This window comes from Bradyrhizobium sp. Ash2021, from assembly GCF_031202265.1.
GTDB lineage: Bacteria > Pseudomonadota > Alphaproteobacteria > Rhizobiales > Xanthobacteraceae > Bradyrhizobium.
Genome location: NZ_CP100604.1, coordinates 6,582,465 through 6,606,710, shown reverse-complemented (window position 1 = coordinate 6,606,710; position 24,246 = coordinate 6,582,465). Strand labels below are relative to the sequence as shown.

The window sequence follows — 24,246 nt, the reverse complement described above, 5'->3', positions numbered from 1 at the left end:
TCAGACCGGCTTGCGGATAATGCATTCCCAAAGCCCGCACCGCTGTCGCGACGGCGCGCTAGCGCGTGGCGCGCGGCGGATCGACCACGACCACGGGATTGCTGGTGCCGACCAGGCGGTTGTTCATCTTGCTGCGCATTTCCTCGGCGATGACATGGGCATCGATGGGGTCCCTGATCACCGTCGGACGGATGAACAGGATCAACTCGGTCCGCGCCCGCGAGTTGGTCTGATGCGAAAATGCGTCGCCGAGGCCGGGAATGGAATCCAGCACCGGAATGCCTTGCCGTTGCCTGTTTTCGGTCTCGCTGATCAGGCCCGCCAGCAGCACGGTCTGGCCGCTCGTCACCGCGATCGAGCTCTTGACGCGCCGCTGCGAAATCGTCGGCGTCAGCGATCCCGCGCTTCCCGCCGCCACGCTGGAGATCTCCTGCTCGATGTCGAGCACGACGTTGCCGTTGGCGTTGGCGCGCGGCAGCACGCGAAGGATGATGCCGGTGTTCTTGTAGTCGATGGTGTTGACCACGGTGTTGTTCGCGGTCAGCACGGTCGCGGTGCCGGTCGAGAACGGCACCTGGTCGCCGACCTGCAAGGTCGCGGCCTGATTGTCGAGTACGACCAGCGACGGGTTGGACAGCACCTTGACATTGGTGATGTTATGCAGCGCGTCGAGAATGACGCGCGGCGAATTCTCCGCGCCGACCAAGAGATTGAATCCGGGAAGCACACGCCCCAGCAGCGCACCGGCGGCGGCGTTGACGGCGTTGCTGGCGGGCTCGATCGCCGTGGTCGTGGTACCACCGGTGGTCGTGGTACCGGTACCGGTAGTGGTGACGCCGGGAATCGTGCTGGAGATCGAGCCTTTCTGGCTCGCCAGGAAATACTGCACGCCGTAGTTCAGTTGATCGTTCAACGTGATCTCGGCGATCGTGGCCTCGATCGCGATCTGGCGCTGCGGCCGGTCGATCTGCTGGATCGTCTGTTCCACGATGCGTTGCGATTCGCTGTTGGCGTAGACGAGAATCGCATTGTTGGTGACGTCAGCCGTGATCCGGACGTTCTGGAGATAGCCGCCGCTGCCGACCGACTTCGCGCCGGAGCCCGACCCGTTGCCGGACAGGGAATCCAGACTCGAAGTTTGAGCTTGACCTTGAGCTTGAGCGGGAGCCGGACGCGCGCCCAGCGACAACCCCGGACCTCCGGTGATGGGCACGGGAGCGCCGGCACCCGCGGTCGGCAATGCGCTCAGCGAGGCGACTGGATTGTTGCCGGAGGAGGACAACGAAAGGCCGGCACCGGGCGAAATCTGGCTCGCGGCACTGTCGAGGCTCCCGCCGCCGCCACCGCGGCCGATCAGCATTTCGTTGAGCAGCGCCACCACAGTTTTCGAATTCCCGTAGCGCAAGGGGTAGGACTTCATGTTGGCGGCTTCGGTATCGGATTTGTCGAGCCGCGCGATCCAGGTGCCGGCGCGCTTGAGATATTCGGACTTCTGGCTCACCACCATGATGGAATTGAGCCGGCCGATCGGCTGGAACTTGACCATGTTCTGGGTGAGGCCGCCGTCGCCCGAATCCATGATCTTCTCGAGTTCGGAAATCAGCGGCTCCGGGGTCGAGTTGCGCACCGGGAAAATGCCGACCGATTGTCCCTTCATCCAGTCGGCGTCGAAGCTCAGGATGGTGTCAATCGCCGCCGCCCGGTCGGAGCCGCTACCGGTGATCATCAGGGTATTGCGTCCGTTGTCCGGGCGAACGGTGGCAGCTTTCACACCGAAGGCATCGAGCAGCTTGAACACCGTCTGCGCCGAAACATAGCGCAGCGGAACCACGCTGATGCCCTGGCCGGCTTCGGCGGAGGCGGTGCGGTCGAGGCCGCCGGGTCCGGCTTCCGCCGACGGCAGCAGCCGGTATCCGTTGCGATCGCGCGCCAGCGCCACGCCGGACATCTTGAGTGCGTTTTCCAGCACGTACAGCGCGTCAGCTTTCGCCACCGGGCGAACCGAGGCCAGCGTCACGGTTCCCTGCACGCGTGGGTCGATGCTGTAGCCGACGTTCAACACGTCGCCAAGGATGACCTTCGCCACCGTGGCGACCGGCGCGTTTTCGAAATTGAGATCGTAGCCGTTGCCACTTCCGCCGGCGCCATCGCGCTCCGTCAGGGCCGCGCCTTGCGGTGTCGAGCCGTCGCTAAGGTAGATCGCCGGGCGCGATCCGCTCGGCTGCCGGAGGCCGGTGGCTTCGCTATCCGCGGTCTGGCGCGGCAGCAGATCGATGGACTGGATCCTTTCGCCGACGTCCTGGGCGCGCGGGTCTTTGGGATTGCTCTCGATCGACTGATCGGCGGTCACGATGCACGCGGTTAGCGCGAAAGCGGACAAAAATAGAACGAGCGTTCCAGCCAGTCCTGAACGCAGGCGCGAAAGCGGATGGACCACTTTGATCAAGATACGCCTACCAACGCTGTGCTGTACTGAAAAAATACGCCCGATCCCCCATGGTCCGGGCGTTCAATTGTTTGCGCCACGATTATGTTTTTGCTACTAAATAAGTCAAGGGCAAAGGCCGTCTTGCTGCACGCAAGAGCTGTTGTATTCCAGTAACAAGGTTAGCGGTGGGAATTCGATGCGAGACCTGTCCGCAGAGACCTTCCGGCAGCACATCCTGGAAAAATATTCGTTGCCGGCGCGGGCGCGGGCGCGCGTCGAAAATCCTGTGAATTCAACCCTGACGCGCCCGCTGCGCGAGCTGTGGGAAGCGACCGACCTTTCGGCGGCCGAATTTGCCGACGAGGTTTCGGATTATTGGGGCGTGGTGCGGTTGAGCCTGCCGCAACTCCTGGCATCGACGCCCTGCCTCGACGGATTTTCCCGCCGCTTCCTGCGCGAGTCCACGATCTTCCCGGTGCGGGCGCCGAATGGAAGTTATCGTCTGGCGGTCGCCGATCCTTCCGACACCGCGGCCATCCGCGCCGCCGAAATCGTATTCGGTGAGCCGGTCGAGGTCGCGGTGGGCTCGTTCGAGGACATCACCACCGTACTCGACCAGCGCATCGAGGCCGATGGTGCGGCGGCGGAAGAGGGGGCGAGGGGAGCGAGCCAGCAATCCGACGACGACATCGAGAGCCTGCGCGATCTGGCCAGCGGCGCTCCCGTGGTGCGCGCGCTCAACGATCTCCTGGAGCGCGCGGTCGAGCTGCGCGCCAGCGACATCCACATCGAGCCGTTCCGCACCGGGCTCGTGGTGCGGATGCGCGTCGACGGGCTGCTGCGGGCGATGCCGTCGCCGTCGGGCATCCCGCCGCAGGCGCTGATCTCGCGCGTCAAGATTCTGGCCGGCCTCAACATTGCCGAGCGCCGCTTGCCGCAGGACGGCGCTGCGCGGGTGCGCGTCAGCCGCGCCGAGCTCGACGTGCGCGTCGCCACCATGCCGACGCAGGCCGGCGAGAGTGCCGTCATTCGTCTCCTGCCGCGCGACCGCGGCCTGCTCGAAATGGGCAAGCTCGGCCTCTTCACCCGGGACGAGCAGATCATGACGCGGTTGCTGGCGCTGCCGCATGGCATGATCGTGGTGACGGGGCCAACCGGCAGCGGCAAGACCACGACGCTTGCGACCATGCTGTCGATCCTGAACGAGCCGACCCGCAAGATCCTCACCATCGAGGACCCCGTCGAATACGAGATCCCCGGCATCAATCAGTCGCAGGTCAAGCCCTCCATCGGCCTCACCTTTGCGTCCGCGATGCGCTCGTTCGTGCGCCAGGACCCGGACGTCATCATGGTCGGCGAGATCCGCGACGCCGAGACCGCCCATATCGCCATCCATGCCGCGCTCACCGGCCATCTCGTGCTGACCACGCTGCATACCGAGACCGCGGCTGCCGCCGTGCCGCGGCTGATCGATCTCGGCATCGAAGGCTTTCTCCTGAAATCGACGCTGCGGGCCGTGCTCGCGCAGCGGCTGGTGCGGGTGCTGTGCGACCGCTGCAAGGTGCCGCACACATTGACCGCCCACGATATCGACAACGACCCGCGCTTCGCCGTGATCGGCTTCAGTGCAGGCGAGGTGGTTCATGAAGCGGGCGGCTGCGAGCGCTGCGGCGGTACCGGTTTCCGCGGCCGCAACGGCGTTTTCGAGATCCTCGAAATGTCGGAAGACGTGCGCAAGCTGGTCGGGCCACAGACCGACTCGCACACCATCGATTCCGCCGCGATGGCGGGCGGCATGACCACGATGCTGGCGGACGCGGTCGCCAAATGCCGCGCCGGGGTGACCACCGTCCCCGAGGTTTTCCGCGTCACGACAGTGCGGTGATCCGATGCCCAATTACCGCTACCGCGCGCTCAACGGCAATGGCGAACTGGTCTCCGGTGCGATCGCCGCACCCGCGCCCGGCGACGTCGCGCAGCGGATCGAGCGTCTCGGTCTGGTGCTGGTCGACAACGTCACGCTGGAGGAGGGCGGCTCGGCACGCAACGCCTTCAGCAGCCTGTTCAACAAGCCCAAGGCCGAGGACATCACGATTTTCACGCGCGACATGGCGCTGTTGCTGCGCGCCGGGGCGCGGATCAATGACGGCCTAGAACTGCTCGCCGCCGATCGCGATTTCGGCCGGTTGCGGCCGGTGGTGGCCGATATCAGGTCGCGCGTCGTTGCCGGCGAGAGTTTTGCGGAAGCGCTGTCGCGGCACGAGGGTCTGTTCCCGCCAATGTATGTGGCGCTGATCCGCGTCGGCGAGGCCTCGGGATCGCTGGACCAGGTGCTGGAAGTGCTGGCCGATGAACGGACCCGCACCGAGGCGCTGAAGCGGCGGCTGGTCGAGGCGGTCCGCTACCCGCTGTTCGTGCTGGGCGCCGCCGGATGCGTGCTGTTGTTCTTCCTCACGTTCGTGCTGCCGCAATTTGCCAGCGTGCTGCAGGATTTCGGCGCCAAGGTGGACCCGTTTATTCTGGGTTTTCTGAACCTTTCGACCTTCCTGCGGGCCAATTCCGACGCCGTGCTGGCGATACTCGGTGCAGTCATCGCGGGTAGCTGGTTGCTGCTGCGTCAGGAGGGCGTTCGCCGCGGTTTCATGAACACGCTGACCCGGCTGCCCGCCATTCGCGAGGTTATGAAGTATTACCGGAGCTCGCTGTTCTGCCGGAATCTCGGCCTTTTGCTCGGCAGCGGCGTCAATTTGACGACGACGCTGCGCATCCTCGTCGATATGATGTCGACCGCAGGTCCATCCGAGGTCTGGACCGACGCCGCCGATCGGGTCCGCCACGGCGCAAAACTGTCGGATGCGCTGGCCGAGACCCAGGCGCTGCCGTCGATGGCGGTGCGGATGCTGCGGCTCGGCGATGAAACCGGACAATTGCCCGCCCTGGCGGGCCGGGTGGCCGAATTCTACGAGGCCAAGCTGCAGCGCACGCTCGATCGCGTGGTCGGGATCGCAGGCCCCGCGGCAATCATCGTCATCAGCATTGTCGTCGGTGGATTGATCGTGTCTGTCATGACAGCGTTAATGTCCGTCAGTCAGATCGTAGGTTAGAGGTTTTCAGGAGATACCGGTGCGTCGAAATTTGACAGTCAGCGCGGCAAGACGCCGGCGCAGGTCGCAGGCCGGCTTTACGCTGGTCGAAATCCTCGTGGTGATCACCATCATCGGCCTGATCATGGCGCTGGTCGGACCGCGGGTGCTGAATTATCTCAGCGAGTCCAAGGCGAAGGCCGCCAAAATCCAGATCGAAAGCTTCTCCAGCGCGCTCGATCTCTATTATCTGGACCTTGGGCGCTATCCCAACAGCAACGAAGGCCTCGCGGCGCTGACGCGCAGCAACAATGCGCCTGGATGGAACGGACCATATTTGCGCGGCGGGGTGGTGCCCAACGATCCCTGGGGTCGCAGCTATGTCTACCGTGCGCCGGGTGAGCACGCGCCCTACGAGATTATTTCCCTTGGCTCCGACGGTCAGGAAGGCGGCAGTGGAACGGCAGCCGATATTGCCAGCGGCACGCGCTAGAAGCGGCGGAGGCGACAGAGGGTTCGCATTGATCGAAATCCTTTGCGTACTCGCCATCATCGGCCTGCTTGCCGCGATCATCCTGCCCGCAATTCCGCGCGCCACCTCGCGTGCGAAGCTGGAGAGCTATGCGGTCGAAACCGCTGCGCTATTGAAGACGGATCGCAATGCCGCGTTGCGCCGGCAAATCCAGGTCGCGACCCTGGTCGATGCGGAGACGCGGTCGATCCGCTCCGGCGTCACCGGCCGCGTCATCCGTCTGCCCAATGACGTGTCCGTGAACGCGCTACTGGCATCGCGCTGCGCGGATCGCGTTGCCGGCAGATCGATCGATTTCTTTCCGTCCGGGATGTCGTGCGGCGGCGTGATCGCGCTGGTACGGCCGGGGATGGGATTTGAAGTGCGCGTCAACTGGCTGACCGGAGGCGTCGATATTGTCCCGCAGAAGCTGCTCTGACGGCGAAAAGGGTTTTACGCTGATCGAGGCGCTGGTGGCGCTGGCGATCATCGCGGCCGTGCTGTCGTCGATCGGGGCGGTCATCGGCACCACCGTGAAGGGCACGCGCTCGATCGACCAGCGGCTGGCCCTGACCGGAGCCGCCGAGACGCTGCTGGCCGCGCTGCCGGCGCGCAATCTCCTGAAACCTGGCCGCCAGTCCGGCGAACTGGCGGGCCATCGCTGGCGGATCGATGTCGCGCCGCTGAACATGGCGGTGCCGGACGGTGCGCAAACCAGCCCGTTCGTGCCGATGGCCGTCAACATGCGGATGCAGGCGCCAGGCGGCCCAGCCATCCAGGTGGTGACGGTGCGGATCGTGCCGAAGCTCGCCGAATGAGCGCGATCCCGCGACGCGCGCCGGCCGGTGAGGCTGGCTTCACGCTGGTCGAAGTGTTGCTGGCGACGCTGCTGATGACGGTGATCCTGGCCGCGCTGGCGACGGTGACGGCGCAGTGGCTGCCGAACTGGAACCGGGGCATGGCGCGCGTGCAGCGCGCCGAGCGACTGGCGATGGGTCTCGATCGCATCGTGGCCGACCTCTCGGTCGCGGAGACGATCCCGGTCAACGGCGATGCCAAGACGCCGCTGTTCGAGGGGTCCGAGCTGGCGGTTACCTTCCTGCGAACCGCGGTCGGTCCCAATGCGCGTCCCGGGCTCGAAATCATCCGGCTGATCGAGAAGGCCGACAGTCAGGGTCTTGCCATGGTGCGCGAGCGCGCACCGTTCACGCCGATGCCGTCGGATGCGCAAATTCGCTTTGCCGATCAGGTCGTTCTGATCCGTGCGCCGCTTCGCGTATCATTTTCCTATGCCGGGCCGGATCAGGTCTGGCAGCCGGACTGGCGCGGCAAGACGCGGCTTCCGGATATGGTCCGTGTCACCGTGCGCGACAGCGCGACCGGGCAGGTGCTTGCAGTCTCCCGCGCCGCTACCGTTCACGTCAATGCGCCAGCCGAATGCGTGCGGGCGAAGAATCCAGCGACCTGTCTGACGGCGAAGCAGAAGCCGGATGCGGACAAAAAAGAGGAGCAGCTCTGAGAGCTGTGCCGGCCGGGATGCAATTGGGTTTGACGTCGAAAGCGGGCGCGCGTGGCTTCATCGTCGTCGCCGTGCTGTGGATTCTCGCAGCGCTGTCGGCTCTGGTACTGATTTATCTGGTCTATGTCACCAACACCGCGGTGGTAGTGGCCGGGAGCACCGACCGGATCCAGGCCGAGGCACTGGTGACAGCCGGGGTCGAGCTTGCCGCTTATCAGCTGATGACCGTCAAGGAAGGCCTCCGTCCGACCAGCGGCACGTTTAACGCCCGGGTCGGTCAGGGCCGCGTGTTTGTGACCTTCCGCTCCGAGGCCGCGCGCGTCGACCTCAACGCCGCGCCGAAGGGCCTGCTCTCCGGACTGATGATCGGGCTTGGCGCCAGTCCGTCGGACGCGCCCGGCTATGCCGATCGTATCCTCGCCTGGCGCGCCCCGACCGAACTCGGCGACGACGACCCCGAAAACTCGTTCTATCGGACCTCGGGAGCGCCTTATATCCCGCGCCACGCGCCGTTCCCGTCGTCCGAGGAACTGTGGCTCGTGCGCGGCATTCCACCCGCCATCATCGAGCGCATGCTTCCGTTCGTGACGGTGTTCAGCAATCTGGCGACGATCAATGTCCTCGATGCCGCGCCGCAGGTGCTGGCGGCGCTCCCGAACATGACACCGGAGAATCTGCAATCCGTGCTGACGCAACGCAGCGATCCCACGATCGACCCGCAATCCCTGATCGGGATGGTCGGCGGCCAGGGCGCGACACTTTCGGGCTCCCGGGCCTATCGGATCGCGGTCGACGTCGAACTGCCGGACGGACGGCGCAGCGGGGCCGAAATCGTGATCCTGCTTCTCGAAGGCGGCGACGAGCCTTATCGTGTATTGTCGTGGCGCAATGCCTCCGACGGCAGCACAACAGCGCAAAGGGCCTCATCGAGATGAACCTGTTCCAGCCGATCGGCGCGGCCTTGGGCGCATGGACTGGCAGCGTGGCGGCCGCGCTTATCGCCGGGCTCGACCGCATCGTCTCGCCGCGCGTGGTCCGGCTGGTCGAGGGCGACGACGGCGGATTTGCCGTGGAGGCGGCGGGCAAGGCCGAAAACATTCCCGCACGGATCGGGTTCAGCGACGGAACCCTGTCCGCCCCCAATCTGGCGCCGCTGTTCAGGGGAAGCCGGGTCGAGATCGTGCTGCAGCCCAAACGATTCCTGTTGCGTCCGCTCGAATTGCCGGCGCGCGCGGCGGATTTCCTCGAAGGCATCGTGCGCGCGCAGATCGACCGCCTGACGCCGTGGAGCGCCAGCGAGGCGGTGTTCGGCTGCAGCGCGCCTGCGGCAAGCGGCGCCGAGAGCATCACCACCATGATCGCCGCCACCACGCGCAAGGTCGCGATGTCCTATGTGCAGGCGGTGTCGGGTTTTCATCCCGCTTCCATCGCGGTCTGCACCGATGTCAGCGAACGCGATGCGGGGCGGGTCAAGGTGTTCGAGCAAAAGGCCCGCGGCCATCTCGATGCGGCGCATCTTAGCCGTGCGCTGCTGATCGGGCTCGGTGCGGTCGCGGCGGCGGCGCTGGTTTCGGTCTCGGTGGCGGCCTATGTGGCCGATAATCTCGGGGCCCAGGAGGATGAGCTGGCGCGGCAGATTTCGGCGCGGCGCGCGGCGATTCGCGCCGGCGCCGATGGCGGCGATCGGTCGCCGGTCGCGGCCCTGGAGCGGCGCAAATACGAGACGCCGGCGAGCGTCATCGTGCTCGAGGCGCTGAGCCAGGTTCTGCCCGACCATACCTACGTCACCGAATTGCACCTGGCCGCCAACAAGCTGCAGATATCCGGCATCACCCGCGACGCGCCGTCGCTGATCCCGCTGATCGAGCAATCGCCGCATTTCGCCCGCGCCACCTTCTATGCGCCGACGACGCGCGCGCCGTCCGATCCCGGCGAGCGCTTCCATATCGAGGCGCGGGTCGAACCGAAGAATACGGTGGCGCCATGAGTCCAGGCAACATAAGCGACGCCAATTTGAGTTCGGGTAACATCGTCACGCGCACGCTGACGCATTCGCCGCTGATCGCGGTCGTGCTCTATCTGGCCGTCACCTGCGGCCTGCTGGCGACCGCTGGGCTTGCGATTGCGAACATCCTCGATCACCAGCGGGCGCTGGCGCAGACCTCCGATCTGCTCGACCAGTTGCGCGGCCGCAAGGCGCACGGCGCGTTATCATCCTCGGCCGAGCATCCCGGCACGCCATTCCTGGAGGGACCGACGGTGACGGTCGCGGGCGCTGCGCTGCTGCAGCGGGTCGCCACCGCCGTCAGCAATGTCGGCGGCACCATCCAGTCCTCGCAGGTCGATGTGCTGGGCACGCAGGCCAAGGACGGTTTCGTCGGCCTCGTCGTCAGTTGCGAGATGGAGCAGCCGGCGCTGCAAAAGCTGCTCTACGACCTCGAGGTCGGCATGCCCTTCCTGTTCGTGGATCAACTCGATGTGCAGGTGCCGCAAACGACGACGGCCAATGAAGGCGGCGCGGGGCGGATCAGGGTGGTGCTCGGCGTTTCCGGGCAATGGCAGGCAGGCAAATAGGCAACGGTCGAATTGCCCCCGCCGTCTTCCGACGCAGTCGGCGATCAGCGCTGCCGGCGGGATCAGGCCTACCAGCTGTATTTGGCGACGCCCTTGCCGGCATAGCTGGTGACATTGCCGGAGAACTCGCCCTCGAAGGTCGCCGCCAGCGAGAAGCCGTTCAGCCACTTCATTTCGGCGCCGGCGCTGACCAGCGCCGCATCCGGATTGCCGCGCGCGCCGTTGACGACGAAGGTCGCACCCGGCAACGACTGGAACAGTGCCGTGACTGCGCGGTCGGGGTTGTAATCGTGCGCCCATGCGGCGCGGCCGCGCAGCGTCAGCATCGCATCCTGCATCGCAAACGATTTGTCGGTGCGCAGGCCGAGTTCGGTGCGGGTCGCGGTCGTGGTCTGGGCGGCGTAGTTCAGCGCGAACAGCGGGCTGCCGATCACTGCCTGTTCGGCATAGCAATACAGTTGCCTTTTGTGAGGTTTTCTGAATCCATGGGCAACCATGATTCGAACATCGTGGACGCGGACAGCGTCGATTGAAGAGACGCTTGCGTTGTGGGCGGCGTCGCTTCGGGAGATCAAGAAGCGGATACGTCCATTGTTCGGGCAAGAGCGTGTTGCGAAGAATGCTGGCTTGTTTCTGGAAGGTCTGCTTGGAGATGAGCAACGCAAGACTGGTTGGATGCGCGCTGAGGCCGCAGGCGATCCTGGTCCATGGCGGCAACAGGCGATCCTGGGTCGCAGGGATTGGGATGCGGATGCCTTGCGCGATATCGTCCGCGATTATGTCATCGAGCATTTGGCGGACGATGACGCGGTCCTCGTGATCGATGAGACCGGCTTTCTCAAACAGGGCAAAGCGTCGTGCGGCGTGGCGCGTCAGTACACTGGTTCGGCGGGCAAGATCACGAACTGCCAGATCGGCGTCTTCGCGGCCTACGTTTCGTGCCACGGTCATGCTTTCATCGACCGCGCGCTGTATCTTCCGAAGGAATGGACCGACGATCCAGATCGACTGAAAGCCGCATACGTGCCCCCCGATACCGGCTTTGCGACCAAACCAAAGCTTGCGACGAGAATGATCGCACGCGCCATAGCCGCGCCTGTCCCGTTCAAGTGGGTTGCAGGCGATACGGTCTACGGTGTCGGTGACATTGAACAGCAACTGCGTCGCGCAGGCAAAGGCTATGTCCTGGGGGTCAGCAGCGCGCATGTATTTCGATCCTGGGGCAAGCGTCGATCGGTCGCCGGCACGGCTGCCGACATCGCCCTGACGCGGCGTGCGTCCGACTGGAAACGCCTGTCAGCAGGGGCCGGAACCAAAGGACCGCGGCTGCATGATTGGTGCTATCTCGAATTGGCCGACCTGGCCGGAGAACCAAACGACGAAAATCCGGGCCTTTGGACACGCGGTCTGCTGATCCGTCGTCGTATCGCCGATGGCGATCTCGCCTTCTTCACCACCTGGTGCCCAGCGGCAACATCGATCGAAACACTGGTGGGGGTCGAAGGCCATCGGTGGGCAATCGAGGACAGTTTCGAGACCGCCAAGAACGAGTTCGGGCTCGACCACAACGAGAGCAGATCCTGGCACGGCTGGCATCGCCACGTTTCCATGGCGATGCTCGCCTTCGCCATGATGGCGGTGATCCGCCATCGCGCCAATCCGCCGGCGCCAAAAAAAACCAAACGCCGAACCACGGCAAGGGTCAAACCACAGCCACGCCGTCGTTGATCCGATGGTCGATCCAGGAAGTCCGACGCATTGCCGTCAGGCTCGCGCGAAAGCGGATACAACCCGCACACATCATCGCATGGTCACTCTGGCGTAGAGCTCATCAGGCGGTCGCTCAGCGAGCCCACTTCAAAGCAAAACGGCAACTGTAATGATAGGCCGGAAGATTGAAGCTGATCACCTGGGCGGCGGCATAGGGCGTGAGGCCGACCACGGGGGTGGCAAACCGGTAGCCGCCTTCGAACCGGCCCGAGAACGTCTCGGCCCGGAAACGGCCCTGCAACTGGTCGAAGCCGGCCAGCGTCACGGTGCGGTTGGTGGTGACGTCGTGCCAGCCATAGGCCAGCGCCGCCGACAGATAGGCCGGGCCGAAATTCTGCCGGCCGAAGACACCGGCCTGCAACAGGTCCGCCGAGCCGCTGCCGAGGCTGTTGGCGAGCGAGAATCTGGTCCCGCCGCCCGCCACCGCGAATCCGATCAGGCTGTCCGGCGTGACCTTGTAGTCGGCGCCGGCGGCGATGCCCCAGACGCGGGCCGTGGTGTCCTGCGACCCGACGACGGCGTTGCCATTGATGGTCGCAGAGCCGCCATAGCCGGCGCCCCAGACGCTCCAGCGGTTGGCCGGCTGGGGAGCCAGCAGCGGCGCCTTGGTCACCATGGCGTAGGCCGCGCGCTCGCTCGGCGTCGCCAGACGTTTCTCGGCGAAGGCGGAGGCCTCGTCGTCGCCGGCATATTGCGAGGCGCTGCCGGGGGCGCTGAAGCCCGCGCCGCGGCCTGCAATGGTGGGATCGAGCAGCAGATTGAGGAAGAGGTCGTCGGCCTTGATCGAGGACTGGATCACGCCGGTGCCGAGTTCGCCGGAGGCGACTGTCAGCCCTGCGGCGTTGAGCGTCGCAAAGGCTGCGGGAATGCTGCCCGTGGTGTTGAAGAAATTGGTCAGCGCGTTGGCGACGTTCTGCTGATTGATGTTGAGCCCGGTCGGCGGAACGAATGAGAGCTTGATGTTCAGGAACGCATCGTGGGCGTCGTAGCTGAGCGTTGCCTGCAGGTTCGGGTTGTTGGAAACGACCGCCGGATTGAAGGTGGTGCCAGCGAGTCCGCCGGTCGCGGTGAGGATGGTGTACTTCTTGTCGACATAGCTGCCCGGCTGGAACACCGCGTTCACCGTGGCGCCGCCGAGGTTTGCGGTGCCCGTCACATTGGTGAGGCCGGCATTGGTCGGCGAGACCTGGATCATGTAGGTCGAGGCCGCCGTGAAGGAGAGGCTGCCCTGGACGGTGAGCGGGCCGAACGTGCTGCCGACGCTGCCGGGGGCGAGCGTGCCGCCGACAATTGCGGTGTTGCCGACCGTGCCGGAGCCGGCGAGCGTGCCGCCGGCATTCACGGTGGTCAGCACCGAGGTCGCGAGCGAGCCGCCGACCGCCAGCGTGCCGCCGTTGACGGTGGTGTTGCCGGTATAGCTGTTGATGCCGGAGAGAATCTCCATGCCGCCCGTCATCGTCACGCCGCCGATGCCTTGGATCGCACCGGAGAAGGCTCCGTTCGCGTTGCTGACCGTCAGCGTGTTGACGCCGAGATTGACCACGCCGGTGCCGGTGCCCGACAGTGACTTGATCGAGGTGCCCCCGGTGGTCAGCCCCGCAATATCGAACGCGCCATTGGTCGTCACGCCGCTGGAGGTCGCGATGCTGCCGCTGTTGCCGCCAAACGTAGTGAGGGCCAATAGGCCGCCAGCTGCGATCGTCGTCGCGCCGGTATAGGTATTCGTGCCGGTCAGGAGCTGCGCGGCGCCGATTGCGATAGTCAGATTGCCGCTGGTGCCGCCGCCAATGCCGCCGTCCTGGATCACGCCCGCGAAGATGCTGCCGGATGTGATGGTGAGGGTCCTCGATCCCAACGCGACGACGCCGACACCGGCAATGTCGAACAGGGCCTTGATCGATGCCCCCGAATTGGTCTGCGAAATATCAAAGGTTCCGACCTGGCTCGGTCCGCCGGGTGAAAATGTAACGAACGCCGAATTCGCGATCGAGCCGTTGCCCTTGAGCGCCAGCGTGGCGCCGGCATCGACCTGGGTTGCGTTGGTGTAGGTGTTGGTGCCGGACAGCGTTTGTGTCCCGGCGATGACCTCGAAGCCGCCGGTGCCCTGAATCGAACCGGCGAATTCGGTCGAGCCATTGCCGATCGCGAGTCCATTAGCGCCGAGATTCACGATGCCGCTGGCGTTTCCGGCGAGCGTCGTGACGAGGTTGAACGGAACAGTGGAGGCGGAGATGTCGAACGTGCCGTTGACGGTGACGCTGCTGGAACTGGAGATGCTGCCGGTGCCCGACAGCGCCAGCGTTCCCGCGGAGATCGTGGTAGCGCCGGTGTAGCTATTGCTGCCCGTGAGCGTCAGGGTCCCGGAGCCGACCTTGATCAGGCTGCCGCCCGTACCGGAAATCACGCCGTCCACCTGGGTGGAAAGATTGTTGCCGCCGGTCGTCAGCGTTTTTCCGCCTAGAACGTAATTACCCGCGCCCTCGATCGAACCGGCAGTCATGCCGGCCGCGCTCAGGCCCGACATGTCGAACGTGCCGCCCGCATTGGTGATGAAGCGGGCATTTCCGCCGGTGCTCGAGCCGGTGAAGCTGGTCGTGGCCCCGTTGTTCGTCGTGATCGTGGCGCTGCTGGCGGTGCTGGAACCGGTGAACTGCAGCGAATTGTTATTGATGATCGTCGCGGTGCCGGCGGACGACGACGTATTGAACGTCAGGAAACCTGTGGCGGCATTGGTGATGCTGGCGCTGCCCGCCGAGGAAGAATCCTGGAAGTTCATGACGATGTTGTTGGTAATCGCCGCGCTGCCAGCGGTACTGGTGTTGTTGAATTCCACGTCGCCGTTGTTGGTGATGATGGCTGTCCCGGCGGTGCTGCTGTTCGTGAAGGAGATTGCGCCGTTATTGTTGTAGGTGACGGCGTGGCTTCCGGCGCTGGCGCTGCTGGAATTCTGGAACACCATGCTGGAATTGACGTTGAAGGTCTGCGTATTGGTCGAATTGTTGAAGACGCCGGTGCCGTTCACCAGGAAGATGTCGTTGGTGTCGATCGTGTAAGCTTGGGCGTTGGGGAGGGGGGCGCCGGTGAACAGGACGGTGCCGATATTGACGAACCCGTTGCTCTGAACGGCGGCCGGGCCGGTGTTGGTAAACGTCGCCGTGCCATCGGGCACGCTCGGGGTCGAACTCCAGTTTGTGCCGTCGGTCCATTCGCTGCTCGATGCGCCGGCCCAGTTGCCGTCGACGGCGTGCGCCGAGACCACGCCAAGCGCTGATGTCGCGAGCAGGACTGCCAGCGAATGCCGAGTGACCGATTGCAGTGTGCGTCTGGTGTCCGGCAGAGACAATTTCAGATCGACCATGGAGTGTTTCTCAAATTCTTACGTAAATGCGTCCGAATCGCGTTGGAAATCAAAACGTTTCGACCCCGATTTTCGCCATATTCTCACGGCGTTGCGCCCGCGGGCAACGCGCCTCGAGCCGTTTTGCCCCGGCGTGGGCCAAGCCCGTTCGTATTTCCGGCGGCGTGGCTGTTTGGCAACATTCAGGGCGCGTGGCACCAGCAAGGTTCCCGGAAAACGCGCTGTCCCGCCGCACCCGGGGGGAGCCGAGGCGCTGCGGGCTCAGCTTCGATTCGCATTGCGTTGATGGGCGCCGTGGTTACAGGTAAGTTCACCGCGGATCTGGCGGCGGCGAGGCTAGCGGCGGGTTATAAGAGATGGTCGGGCGGCTCAAAATTCTGACGCTGGTGCTGCTATCGGGCGGCATGGTTGCGATCGGCCTTTCGCCGGAGCCGCGTGCGGCGACCTCTTCCACCGATATTCTGTCCGACGATCGGCCAGGGGGCGGCCCCGACAGCGTCGACGTCGGCGCCGTGAAACCGCTTGCCAAGCCGAGCCGGGAGCCCGCGAGGACGCCGACCGGAAATCCGCTGTGGTCGGTGCCGCTTTCGGCGCTGTCGGCCACCCAGGAGCGTCCGATCTTCTCCGCCTCAAGGCGGCCGCCGCAGCGTGCCGTGGTTGCGCCCGCGGCGCAGGCTGTCGCGCCGCCGCCGCCGCCGGCCGCACCGGACCGCCTGGCGCTGGCGCTGATTGGAGCCGTCGTCGGCGACGGCGACGCGATTGCGGTTTTCCTCGACCGGAGCAATCAGAAAATCTTCCGCTTGCGGCAGGGTGACAGCCATGCCGGGTGGCAGCTCAGCTCGGTCCAGGCCCGCGAGGTCACGCTCAAGAAGGCTGACCGGAGCGAAGTTCTCGCCCTGCAGCGTCAGGAAGGCGCCGCTGGCATACCCGGCATGCCGGCCGGTATACCCGGCATGCCGGTGCCGCAACCGGTTGCTGGCGCCACAGACGGGGCTTATGCGCCGTTCGCACCACGCTCAACGCCGAAGAACGGTGAGTCAGACGGCCTTTGAACCTGATCTGGGCGGGCCGACACTGTGGTCCGCTATTTTCCGAGAATCGCGCCCAATACGTCGCAGACCCGCTGCTGCTGGGCTTCCGCCAGGCCCAGCCACATCGGCAGCCTGATCAGGCGTTCCGACAGCGACGTCGTCAGCGACAGTTCGCCATGCGCCCGCCCGAAGCGCTGGCCCGCGGGCGACGAATGCAGCGGGACGTAATGAAATACCGATTGGATCGCATGGCCCTTGAGTTCGCGCAGTACCGCCTGACGATCGATATCGGGCGGCAGAATGACGTAAGAGATGTGGCCGTTGTGCTGACGGAATACGGCACGTCGGTAGGGTGGTTCGCACTTGGTATACCCGCGGTCGGAGGCTTGGCGGTCCCGCCTGCCGGTCGCCTTGATACCTCCTACGCGTCGTTTGTCCCGCGCTCGATGTCCAAGAATGGCGAGCCGGACGGGCTATGAAACGCGCTCGCTCTGGCCTCGGCATCGGCGCCGATACAGCAAAGAGCCGAGGTCGTTCAATAGCCGCGCGCCGGCCTCGGAATTGTGGCTTTTTTGATCAACGCCAATTGCTTGATCCGTCAGCATATTGTATTGGGTCACCAACTCTGACGGATTTTCGGCCACAACAACTGCCTTGCGGACGGTGGAAAAACGCAATTGCATCGAACGTTATCGATCTTGGGGAGACAAACACGATGAGGCGCCAGCGCTTGAGGGGCTAGGGGCCTTTAACTTTGGCGTGTCATCGCGTTCCTGCACTCTCGTCATCATTTAACTGTCCGGTTTTGGCCGGCCTTTTTTTTGTTGTTGAACATTGGAGGCTATCGTGAAGAAGCTGTTTGCCCTGTCGCTGGCTGTTCTCGCAACAATGCTTGCTCTATCCCTTACGGCCAATCCCGCTCAAGCGCAGGCGAGTCGCACTTGGGTGTCCGGCGTTGGTGACGACGCCAATCCGTGCAGCCGCACGGCGCCGTGCAAGACCTTCGCGGGCGCGATCTCGAAGACGGCCACGAACGGCGAGATCAACTGCCTCGATCCTGGGGGCTTCGGCGCGGTGACCATCACGAAATCGATCACCATCGACTGCCATGAGGTGTTCGCCTCGATCCTCAATGCAGGAACGAACGGCATCAATATCCCCTTCGACTCCTTTGCCGGAACGGACACGCGGAAGACGGTGAACCTACGCAACATCAACTTCCAAGGCTTTGACAGCGGCATCGTCGGCATCCAGATTCTCGGCGCGGGAGCCGGGAGTTTCGTCAATATCGAGGACTGTCTGGTCAATGGCAATTTCAGCGCCACGGCGACCGGCATCGCCGATCGGCGCACCACCGGGACGCTGAACGTCGTGAACACCACTCTGCGGGACATGGGGGGGAGCGGCATTACGGTAGCGAGCGCGGGCGCCGGCCCGATCAAGGCGACGCTCAGCAATCTCAGGGTCATCAATGCCGGCGTCGGTGTCGCGATCGGTGCCGGCGCGGCCGTTCATCTCAGCAATTCGCTCGTGTCAAGCAATACAGAGGGCATTGCGATCTCGGGCGGCGGAATCAACGTTGACGCCACCACGATTACCTTCAACGGGATCGGCATCGTGCAGGCGGGAGGATCGGTCAACCTGTCCAACAACGATGTCTCGTTCAACAATGTCGGCGTATCCGGTACCGTCAGTTCCAATACGAACAGCCGCTTCACCAACAACGGTGCAGGCGGAACGATCACGCCCATCGGCGGCGTGACCAATCCGACCGGGTTGCAATAGCCTGACGGCTTGGCGGCCCATCGGCCGCCAATCACGGAAATGCAAAAAGCCCCTCGGAAGATGGCCTACTGGGCGGCAGAGTTGAAACGGGGGAAAACTCGTCGCCGCCCTCGAAAAGGCCCGAGTTCAGTTCATCGCGGAAAATGGGGGAGGGGCGGGCGTGCGCTTGCGCAAATCGAAACGCTAGCCCTGCCAGCAATTAGAAGGCGAGTCGTCGGTGTTCATCGACAGCCGATGGATCAGGCCTGCCTGCATTAGTCGCGGATGCAAATTTGAGGTTGGCAGAACGAACTAAAACCTGGGATCAGCAGCGTTCGTCCGCAATGACCTTCCCGTCGTTCGGTAAAGACTGAGGCGCTACCGAGCCACGGTTCCCGCGAGTTTCGTAACGCTGCGAAGCGTGCGTTGACCGCTTCCCGCAGTGCCGTGTCCGGATTTGCAGCTTACGCCTTCGGCGCCGGCGGCGTCGGGCGCTCAGAGACAAAAAACTGCCTCGAACTCCGGTTAGAAACCCCAAATTAACGCGGGAGAAACATTGTATCCACAGATGTGGTTTTCGCGAACCAACCCGATCGCGCCCATCGTGCCTGCCTTCGGTGGCTATGGTACCGAAAAGGGCAATTGAGCCATTGATGTGGCCTGAATTCTCGTTGAGGATCAAAGACTAAGCGATGAAGTCGAGATTCATCACAGACCCGCAAGACCCCTCCGATAGCTTTCTCTACACGGCCGGGGCCGAGATCTATACGCGCTTCTCGTCTCCGGCCGGCCATGATGGCGGAAAACCACCCGCCAGCACCCCGGTGGAGATTCCGTCAACTCCGGCCCTTACCAGCGAAGCCGTCGAATCCCTGGGCGCCCAAAGCGGCGCCACGACCACCGTCTCCCTGACTGGCGGGGGCATTACCATCAACCTCTTGTACGACGCCGCGGCGATGGCCGCGCCCGCGAGTTTCCGGGCGGGCATCCAGCAGGCGGCGGCGATTTTGACGTCAACGATTTCCGACCAGATTACCGTCAACATCAAAATCGACTATAGCGGCACCGGCGGCGGTGCGGCTGCTGGTCCCGATAACGGCCTCTATGAAAGCTATTCGTCTGTCAGGGCCGATCTGGTCAACAACGCCACGCCGGGCGATACGACCTTCAACGCGTTACCGAGCGGGTCATCGATCCAGGGCCAATCTAACGTCGCCGTTTGGAATGCGCAGTTGAAGCTCTGGGGGTTATTGGGGGCCAATGACACCGCCACCGACGATGGCAGCGCCACCTTTGCGACCGACATCAATTCGAACTTGCTGGTTGGCGTCGCGCTGCATGAACTCACCCATGCGATGGGCCGCGTCCCCTACGGATCGCCCTACAGCACGTCACCCGATATCTTCGACCTGTTTCGCTTTACCAGCCCCGGCGTGCGGATGTTCAACGGCGCCAGCACCGCTTCGGCCGCCTATTTCTCCGTCGACGGCGGCAATACGAAACTGGCCGACTTCGGCCAGACCTCCGATCCCAGCGATTTTCTCAACAGTGGCGTGCAGGGCTACAACGATCCGTTCAATGAATTTTACAGCGGCGGTACACTCCAGAGTCTTACGGCCGCTGACAAACAACAGCTCGATGCGTTGGGCTTCCATGCGTTTTCACCCCGACAACCCGATCTCTCCGAGTATGTGAGCGTGAGCAACACCGCTGCGGCGCCGGGCGCCAGCGTCACGGTCGATGCTTATGCGATGAACGTTGGCAACGCCATATCGGGCGCGTCGACCGCCGGCATCTATCTGTCCACCGACTCCACCATCACCACATCCGACACGCTGCTCGCGACTGTAAACTCGGGGACGCTGGCGACGATCGGTCAGCCCGGCTATTACGATCATCAGACCTTGTCGGTGGCGTTGCCCGCCAATCTCGCGCCTGGTACCTATTACATCGGTGGCATCGCCGACTACAACAACCACGTCAGCGAGAGCAACGAGAGCAATAACACCTACAACGTTGTGCCGATCACGGTTGCGGCGCCGGATCTCTCCGAGTATGTGAGCGTGAGCAACACCACCGTGGCGCCGGGCGCCAGCGTGACGGTCGATGCTTATGCGATGAACGTTGGCAACGGCATATCGGGCGCGTCGACTGCCGGCATCTATCTGTCCACCGACTCCACCATCACCACATCCGACACGCTGCTCGCGACTGTAAATTCGGGGACGCTGGCGACGGTCGGTCAGCCCGGCTATTACGATCACCAGACCTTGTCGGTGGCGTTGCCCGCCAATCTTGCGCCTGGCACCTATTACATCGGTGGCATCGCCGACTACAACAACCACGTCAGCGAGAGCAACGAGATCAATAACACCTACAACGCCGTGCAGATCACGGTTGCGGCGCCGACGGTGGGACAACCGGATCTCTCCGAGTATGTGAGCGTGAGCAACACCACCGTGGCGCCGGGCGCCAGCGTCACGGTCGATGCTTATGCGATGAACCTTGGCAACGGCATATCGGGCGCGTCGACCGCCGGCATCTATCTGTCCACCGACTCCACCATCACCACATCCGACACGCTGCTCGCGACCGTAAACTCGGGGACTCTGGCGACGGTCAGCCAGCCCGGCTATTACGATCACCAGACTGTGTCGGTGGCGTTGCCCGCCAATCTCGCGCCTGGCACCTATTACATCGGTGGCATCGCCGACTACAACAACCACGTCAGCGAGAGCAACGAGATCAATAACACCTACAACGTCGTGCAGATGACGGTGTCAGCCCCGGCGGCAACAGCCCCACAGGCAATGACCAACGCGAGGACATCTGTCAACGAACTGTTCGGCGGCGGGTCGGCCAGCGATGCCTTCGTATTTGGCGACAATTTGGTCAAGGGAACGATCGCGAACAATCCGCAGGGCCTCGATCATATCCAGTTCGATCATACCGCCGTCACCACCGCCTCGGACTTGGGGCATGGCAATGCTCTCACGGGGGCAGATGTGAGTAACGCCCAGCCGCCCGCGGCTGACCTGCTGCAGCATCATCTCAACGATTTTCATATTGTATGATCAGCTCACGGCTGTGGGGTATTACACAGCGAGTTCCTCAGTTATCGCGAAGCGTTTCAAGCCTCGCGCTGAATCTCGCTAATATCCCGGCGCGGCTGGATAAATAGTTCCAGCGCCTGACCTGGTATCTTGTTTCCTGCACCGGCCAGTCATCGATTTCAGGCTTGAATTGCGGATGTGTCCGTGAGATCAAGATCCTTCTTGACTTGCGTTGAAGTCGGTGACTGTTCGCTGGCTTGGTGCCAACCCAGCGATCAGGAGTATGGGGCATTTCTGATATCTTGCCGCGGAAACAAACTTGAAAATGGAAGATACAACAGCAGCCACGCTCCGGAAAACCGTCTCGGTTGTTATTCCGGTTTTCAACGAAGAGGAGAACATCGAAGCGGCTTACCACGCAGTGTGCGAGGTTTTTGCTTCTGTTGCAGATCGTTATACTTTTGAGATCATATTCACCGACAATCATAGCGACGACAAATCCTTCGAGATCATTTCGCGTCTTGGGCAATCCGACAAACGCGTTCGTGGTATTCGCTTCACCCGGAACTTCGGCTTTCATCGCTCGGTGCTGACTGGCCTGCGCATGTCCAGCGGAGACGCGGCGATCCAGATAGACTGCGATCTGCAGGATCCTCCGGCGGTGATGCTGGAATTCCTGGATCGCTGGCGGGCTGGCCACGACCTTGTACTTGGCGTCAGGAGGACCCGAAGCGATGGGCAGGCGCACCAGATGGCCCGCCGCTATTTTTACCGGATACTGCGCGCCATTTCGCAGGATAACATACAGGTCGACAGCGGAGATTTCAGACTCCTCGATCGCTCGCTGCTTGATCAGTTACGCGAGATTCATGATGCCTCGCCCTATCTGCGAGGGCTCACTTCCCTACTCGCCACCAATCCGGGTTTGGTATTTACGATCGTAAGGAGCGGACGGCGGGGCAGAGCAAATTCCCGCTGCGGAAGCTCATTGCGCTCGCGGTCGATGCGCTGCTGGCTCATTCCATCGTGCCGCTTCGACTGGCGACCTACGCGGGTCTTATCGTCGCCTGTATGACGTTCCTGCTCAGTCTCTTCTACCTGTTCAGCCGGATCGGGTTCGGTTTGGACTGGCCCGAAGGTTTTGCCACCACGACCGTTCTCTTGTTGTTCGGTATCAGCCTGAATGCGATTTTTCTGGGAATTATTGGAGAATATGTTGGCCGTATTTATGCTCAGGTCCGGTTTCGGCCTACCACGGTTATAGAACAGAGCACTAACATCGATGCAATGGGGCAGGCGCTAAGACGGATCGAGACAATCGATCGGGGCATGAGTGGAAGAGTCCAGTGAGCGAATTCGACGAATACCGACACCGCTACGAAGATGAAATCAACAATGCCATCGCTTTCGGCGGCAAGACCCATGATTTTTACACGCAGGTGAAGGCCGACCTTCTTGTCGAATTGCTTGAAGCCAAGGTGAAAGAGCCACGCCCGCTCAATATTCTTGATATTGGCTGCGGCAACGGGGCGATCCATCCTTTCCTCAAATCGTCGGCGTTGCCGGTCAAGGTCACCGGCGTTGAGGTCGCGGCCCAGTTCCTGGACATGGCCCGACAAACAAATCCGGATGTCGACTATGATGTCTATGACGGTCACAGGCTTATGTTCGGGTCGCTGTTATCGCTCGTCGAAAAAATAAATCCGTGATGTTGCCAGTGAGAATATCGGCCCATACCGATGTCTCGAATGGAGGCGTGGTTGCTGTGACCGGGTCCGAGTGGAGTACTATCCTCGTACATTACGATAGGTGATCGGTTATTATCTTCTACGTTGTCCGCCAGTTCATCAAATTTGGGATCGGCGGAAATCACTGCGAAACCAGAGTTTGTCGGGCTGAATGGCGTGAATGGTCCCCTTAACAGCACGGCCTCCATACCTGGAGGAGGCGTCGGTGAGACGTAAGAGATTTTGAGATAATAAGCGCCGCAAAAGTATGCAACCCATGCACTCACGATGAGTGCCGATTTGATCCGGAAATTCCATTGTAAAGCCAATGAGCTACCCTTACGGACGGCGGCTGGCGCGATGGAAGCGCCGCTGGGAATCGCAAGCTCCAAGCGTCCCCATAACACAATTCGAACGAGCAAATCAACGCCACAGCCAACGCTCCCCCGGCGCGCTTCGGCTATCCCGCGATCCGTAGCAACTCCGCTTCGCCGGCCGGCGTGATCCGATATGCCAATACCCCGTGCTCTCCGCTAGAGGGGCTGATCTTCCCCCGAAAAAAATGGACAGGGTTAACTGCTTTTAGCTCCAACTCGATCGGGCTGAGATATCCAATGCCGAGTGGCGACGCGTTCGATTGTAAAAGCCCTCGATGTAAGCAAAGATATCGAGTCTGGCTTCCTCACGTGTTGCATAATGCTGGTGATGGACGAGTTCAGTTTTGAGCGTGTGGAAGAAGCTCTCCATCGGAGCGTTGTCATAGCAATCGGCCTTGGGCTCATCGAGGCCCGGAAGCCGGCGGTCGACCGGGTGACGACAATGGTGCCCGCCCACATTGATCTGAACGCCGCTTTCGAATGCTCATCGCAACCTCCTTCGTCAGGTGTTGCGACGACCACTTGAATCCGCCCGCCAGCGCCAGGCCGCTGTGTCGCAATGGCCATCGCTAAGGCCGCCAATGGAAGTTCGGCGCGCAAATGATCCGCCATCGCCCCGCCGACGATCTTGCGGCTGTAGAGGTCCATGACCGTGGCCAGATAGTGTGGGAAGGGCATTCAGAAGCTCCAATGTAGATCGATGGTAGGAACGAAAGACGATGACACCATCGCCGAAAGTTTGTTCCTTTGGGACCCCTTGGAATGGCCAGAACGCGCAAAAGGTCATCATCCTTGGGGCGTAGGCAAGCGTACATTGAAAGATTATGGATTTTCTGCGCGGCCGCGTCGTCGGTCATCCTATCTCGCCGCCTCTTCAGATTTCATGCCGTTCCAAATTTCGGCGCGGCTTTCTTCGTAAAGGTGGTGCGCATCTTGCTGGCGCTGCCGACTGACCTGATGTCTGGCTTGTACCGCGTGCGTATTATATGATCGTGTCGTATGCTACGAGTACCTTTCCGGTTAACCGTGACATTTCAATGTCTACGAAGAA

At 62.7% G+C, this 24,246-nt stretch carries 20 protein-coding genes and 3 pseudogenes; 16 read left to right on the top strand and 7 right to left on the bottom strand.

Annotated elements, in window-relative coordinates:
• Positions 1-58 precede the first annotated feature (58 nt).
• Positions 59-2,437 carry a type II secretion system secretin GspD gene (gspD, locus tag NL528_RS31945; RefSeq protein WP_375144083.1) on the bottom strand — a complete coding sequence of 793 codons (2,379 nt, stop codon included), beginning with the start codon at positions 2,435-2,437 and terminating at the stop codon, positions 59-61.
• A gap of 187 nt (positions 2,438-2,624) precedes the next feature.
• Here gspD and NL528_RS31940 point away from each other — a divergent pair, with 187 nt between their 5' ends.
• Genes NL528_RS31940 through gspM form a run of 9 tightly spaced genes read left to right on the top strand, consistent with a single transcriptional unit; the run spans position 2,625 to position 10,115 of the window.
• Positions 2,625-4,313: an ATPase, T2SS/T4P/T4SS family gene (locus NL528_RS31940; protein ID WP_309178356.1), complete on the top strand. Its 1,689-nt coding sequence runs from the start codon at positions 2,625-2,627 to the stop codon at positions 4,311-4,313.
• 4 nt (positions 4,314-4,317) lie between these two features.
• Positions 4,318-5,532, top strand: coding sequence for a type II secretion system F family protein (locus NL528_RS31935; RefSeq protein ID WP_309178355.1), 1,215 nt, complete (start codon positions 4,318-4,320; stop codon positions 5,530-5,532).
• Between the two features lie 19 nt (positions 5,533-5,551).
• Complete coding sequence (gspG, locus tag NL528_RS31930) at positions 5,552-6,004, top strand: type II secretion system major pseudopilin GspG (RefSeq protein WP_309178354.1); 453 nt, start codon at positions 5,552-5,554, stop codon at positions 6,002-6,004.
• Positions 5,967-6,461 (top strand): prepilin-type N-terminal cleavage/methylation domain-containing protein, encoded by a 495-nt coding sequence (locus NL528_RS31925; RefSeq protein WP_309178353.1) that lies wholly within the window; start codon positions 5,967-5,969, stop codon positions 6,459-6,461. Before gspG ends, NL528_RS31925 begins: the two co-directional genes overlap by 38 nt.
• Entirely contained in the window at positions 6,439-6,840 is a 402-nt protein-coding gene (locus NL528_RS31920) for a prepilin-type N-terminal cleavage/methylation domain-containing protein (RefSeq protein ID WP_309178352.1), read from the top strand. Before NL528_RS31925 ends, NL528_RS31920 begins: the two co-directional genes overlap by 23 nt.
• Positions 6,837-7,541, top strand: coding sequence for a hypothetical protein (locus NL528_RS31915; protein ID WP_309178351.1), 705 nt, complete (start codon positions 6,837-6,839; stop codon positions 7,539-7,541). Before NL528_RS31920 ends, NL528_RS31915 begins: the two co-directional genes overlap by 4 nt.
• Before the next feature lie 29 nt (positions 7,542-7,570).
• Positions 7,571-8,476 (top strand): type II secretion system protein GspK, encoded by a 906-nt coding sequence (locus NL528_RS31910; protein ID WP_309178350.1) that lies wholly within the window; start codon positions 7,571-7,573, stop codon positions 8,474-8,476.
• The gene (locus NL528_RS31905) at positions 8,473-9,528 is read left to right on the top strand and encodes a PilN domain-containing protein (protein ID WP_309178348.1); all 1,056 of its coding nucleotides are present in this window, start codon (positions 8,473-8,475) and stop codon (positions 9,526-9,528) included. Before NL528_RS31910 ends, NL528_RS31905 begins: the two co-directional genes overlap by 4 nt.
• Positions 9,525-10,115, top strand: a complete 591-nt coding sequence (gene gspM / locus NL528_RS31900) for a type II secretion system protein GspM (RefSeq protein WP_309178347.1) — start codon at positions 9,525-9,527, stop codon at positions 10,113-10,115. The genes NL528_RS31905 and gspM overlap by 4 nt, the downstream gene beginning before the upstream one ends.
• A gap of 68 nt (positions 10,116-10,183) precedes the next feature.
• On the opposite strand, the pseudogene NL528_RS31895 reads toward gspM, so the two are convergent.
• A pseudogene (locus NL528_RS31895) lies at positions 10,184-10,543 on the bottom strand (autotransporter outer membrane beta-barrel domain-containing protein); the annotation flags it as partial.
• A gap of 67 nt (positions 10,544-10,610) precedes the next feature.
• On the opposite strand from NL528_RS31895, the gene NL528_RS31890 reads away from it, so the two are divergent.
• Positions 10,611-11,843, top strand: coding sequence for an IS701 family transposase (locus NL528_RS31890; RefSeq protein ID WP_309176838.1), 1,233 nt, complete (start codon positions 10,611-10,613; stop codon positions 11,841-11,843).
• A gap of 115 nt (positions 11,844-11,958) precedes the next feature.
• Here the strand turns inward: NL528_RS31890 and NL528_RS31885 are convergent, their stop codons facing one another.
• Positions 11,959-15,243: an autotransporter domain-containing protein gene (locus NL528_RS31885; protein ID WP_309178346.1), complete on the bottom strand. Its 3,285-nt coding sequence runs from the start codon at positions 15,241-15,243 to the stop codon at positions 11,959-11,961.
• A gap of 356 nt (positions 15,244-15,599) precedes the next feature.
• Between NL528_RS31885 and NL528_RS31880 the strand changes: the two genes are divergently transcribed.
• Positions 15,600-16,295: a hypothetical protein gene (locus NL528_RS31880; RefSeq protein WP_309178345.1), complete on the top strand. Its 696-nt coding sequence runs from the start codon at positions 15,600-15,602 to the stop codon at positions 16,293-16,295.
• A gap of 32 nt (positions 16,296-16,327) precedes the next feature.
• On the opposite strand, the gene NL528_RS31875 is transcribed toward NL528_RS31880, so the two are convergent.
• Entirely contained in the window at positions 16,328-16,543 is a 216-nt protein-coding gene (locus tag NL528_RS31875; RefSeq protein WP_309185094.1) for a DegT/DnrJ/EryC1/StrS family aminotransferase, read from the bottom strand.
• A 204-nt stretch (positions 16,544-16,747) separates the two neighbouring features.
• Entirely contained in the window at positions 16,748-16,957 is a 210-nt protein-coding gene (locus NL528_RS31870) for a hypothetical protein (RefSeq protein ID WP_309178344.1), read from the bottom strand.
• Between the two features lie 163 nt (positions 16,958-17,120).
• Here NL528_RS31870 and NL528_RS31865 point away from each other — a divergent pair, with 163 nt between their 5' ends.
• From NL528_RS31865 to NL528_RS31845, 5 genes are all read left to right on the top strand, one after another.
• Complete coding sequence (locus tag NL528_RS31865) at positions 17,121-18,059, top strand: right-handed parallel beta-helix repeat-containing protein (protein WP_309178343.1); 939 nt, start codon at positions 17,121-17,123, stop codon at positions 18,057-18,059.
• 671 nt (positions 18,060-18,730) lie between these two features.
• Positions 18,731-21,112 (top strand): NF038122 family metalloprotease, encoded by a 2,382-nt coding sequence (locus NL528_RS31860; protein ID WP_309178342.1) that lies wholly within the window; start codon positions 18,731-18,733, stop codon positions 21,110-21,112.
• Between the two features lie 304 nt (positions 21,113-21,416).
• A complete protein-coding gene (locus tag NL528_RS31855; protein WP_309185093.1) occupies positions 21,417-22,166 on the top strand; it encodes a glycosyltransferase family 2 protein in 750 nt (249 codons plus the stop codon).
• Positions 22,163-22,441 carry a hypothetical protein gene (locus NL528_RS31850; protein ID WP_309178341.1) on the top strand — a complete coding sequence of 93 codons (279 nt, stop codon included), beginning with the start codon at positions 22,163-22,165 and terminating at the stop codon, positions 22,439-22,441. Before NL528_RS31855 ends, NL528_RS31850 begins: the two co-directional genes overlap by 4 nt.
• Positions 22,438-22,800, top strand: coding sequence for a class I SAM-dependent methyltransferase (locus NL528_RS31845; protein ID WP_309178340.1), 363 nt, complete (start codon positions 22,438-22,440; stop codon positions 22,798-22,800). Before NL528_RS31850 ends, NL528_RS31845 begins: the two co-directional genes overlap by 4 nt.
• A 595-nt stretch (positions 22,801-23,395) precedes the next feature.
• On the opposite strand, the pseudogene NL528_RS31840 reads toward NL528_RS31845, so the two are convergent.
• A pseudogene (locus NL528_RS31840) lies at positions 23,396-23,618 on the bottom strand (IS3 family transposase); the annotation flags it as partial.
• 111 nt (positions 23,619-23,729) lie between these two features.
• Positions 23,730-23,858: pseudogene (locus tag NL528_RS31835) on the bottom strand (IS3 family transposase); the annotation flags it as partial.
• Between the last annotated feature and the right edge of the window lie 388 nt (positions 23,859-24,246).

What these genes read in the sequence shown, in the direction of transcription:
- NL528_RS31850 (WP_309178341.1), top strand. Translation starts at nt 22,163, where the DNA reads ATGACGTTCCTGCTCAGTCTCTTCTACCTGTTCAGCCGGATCGGGTTC.
- gspM (WP_309178347.1), top strand. Translation starts at nt 9,525, where the DNA reads ATGAGTCCAGGCAACATAAGCGACGCCAATTTGAGTTCGGGTAACATC.
- NL528_RS31870 (WP_309178344.1), bottom strand. Translation starts at nt 16,957, where the DNA reads ATGCAATTGCGTTTTTCCACCGTCCGCAAGGCAGTTGTTGTGGCCGAA.
- NL528_RS31940 (WP_309178356.1), top strand. Translation starts at nt 2,625, where the DNA reads ATGCGAGACCTGTCCGCAGAGACCTTCCGGCAGCACATCCTGGAAAAA.
- NL528_RS31855 (WP_309185093.1), top strand. Translation starts at nt 21,417, where the DNA reads ATGGAAGATACAACAGCAGCCACGCTCCGGAAAACCGTCTCGGTTGTT.
- NL528_RS31905 (WP_309178348.1), top strand. Translation starts at nt 8,473, where the DNA reads ATGAACCTGTTCCAGCCGATCGGCGCGGCCTTGGGCGCATGGACTGGC.
- NL528_RS31935 (WP_309178355.1), top strand. Translation starts at nt 4,318, where the DNA reads ATGCCCAATTACCGCTACCGCGCGCTCAACGGCAATGGCGAACTGGTC.
- NL528_RS31890 (WP_309176838.1), top strand. Translation starts at nt 10,611, where the DNA reads ATGATTCGAACATCGTGGACGCGGACAGCGTCGATTGAAGAGACGCTT.
- NL528_RS31880 (WP_309178345.1), top strand. Translation starts at nt 15,600, where the DNA reads ATGGTCGGGCGGCTCAAAATTCTGACGCTGGTGCTGCTATCGGGCGGC.
- NL528_RS31915 (WP_309178351.1), top strand. Translation starts at nt 6,837, where the DNA reads ATGAGCGCGATCCCGCGACGCGCGCCGGCCGGTGAGGCTGGCTTCACG.
- NL528_RS31860 (WP_309178342.1), top strand. Translation starts at nt 18,731, where the DNA reads ATGAAGTCGAGATTCATCACAGACCCGCAAGACCCCTCCGATAGCTTT.
- NL528_RS31885 (WP_309178346.1), bottom strand. Translation starts at nt 15,243, where the DNA reads ATGGTCGATCTGAAATTGTCTCTGCCGGACACCAGACGCACACTGCAA.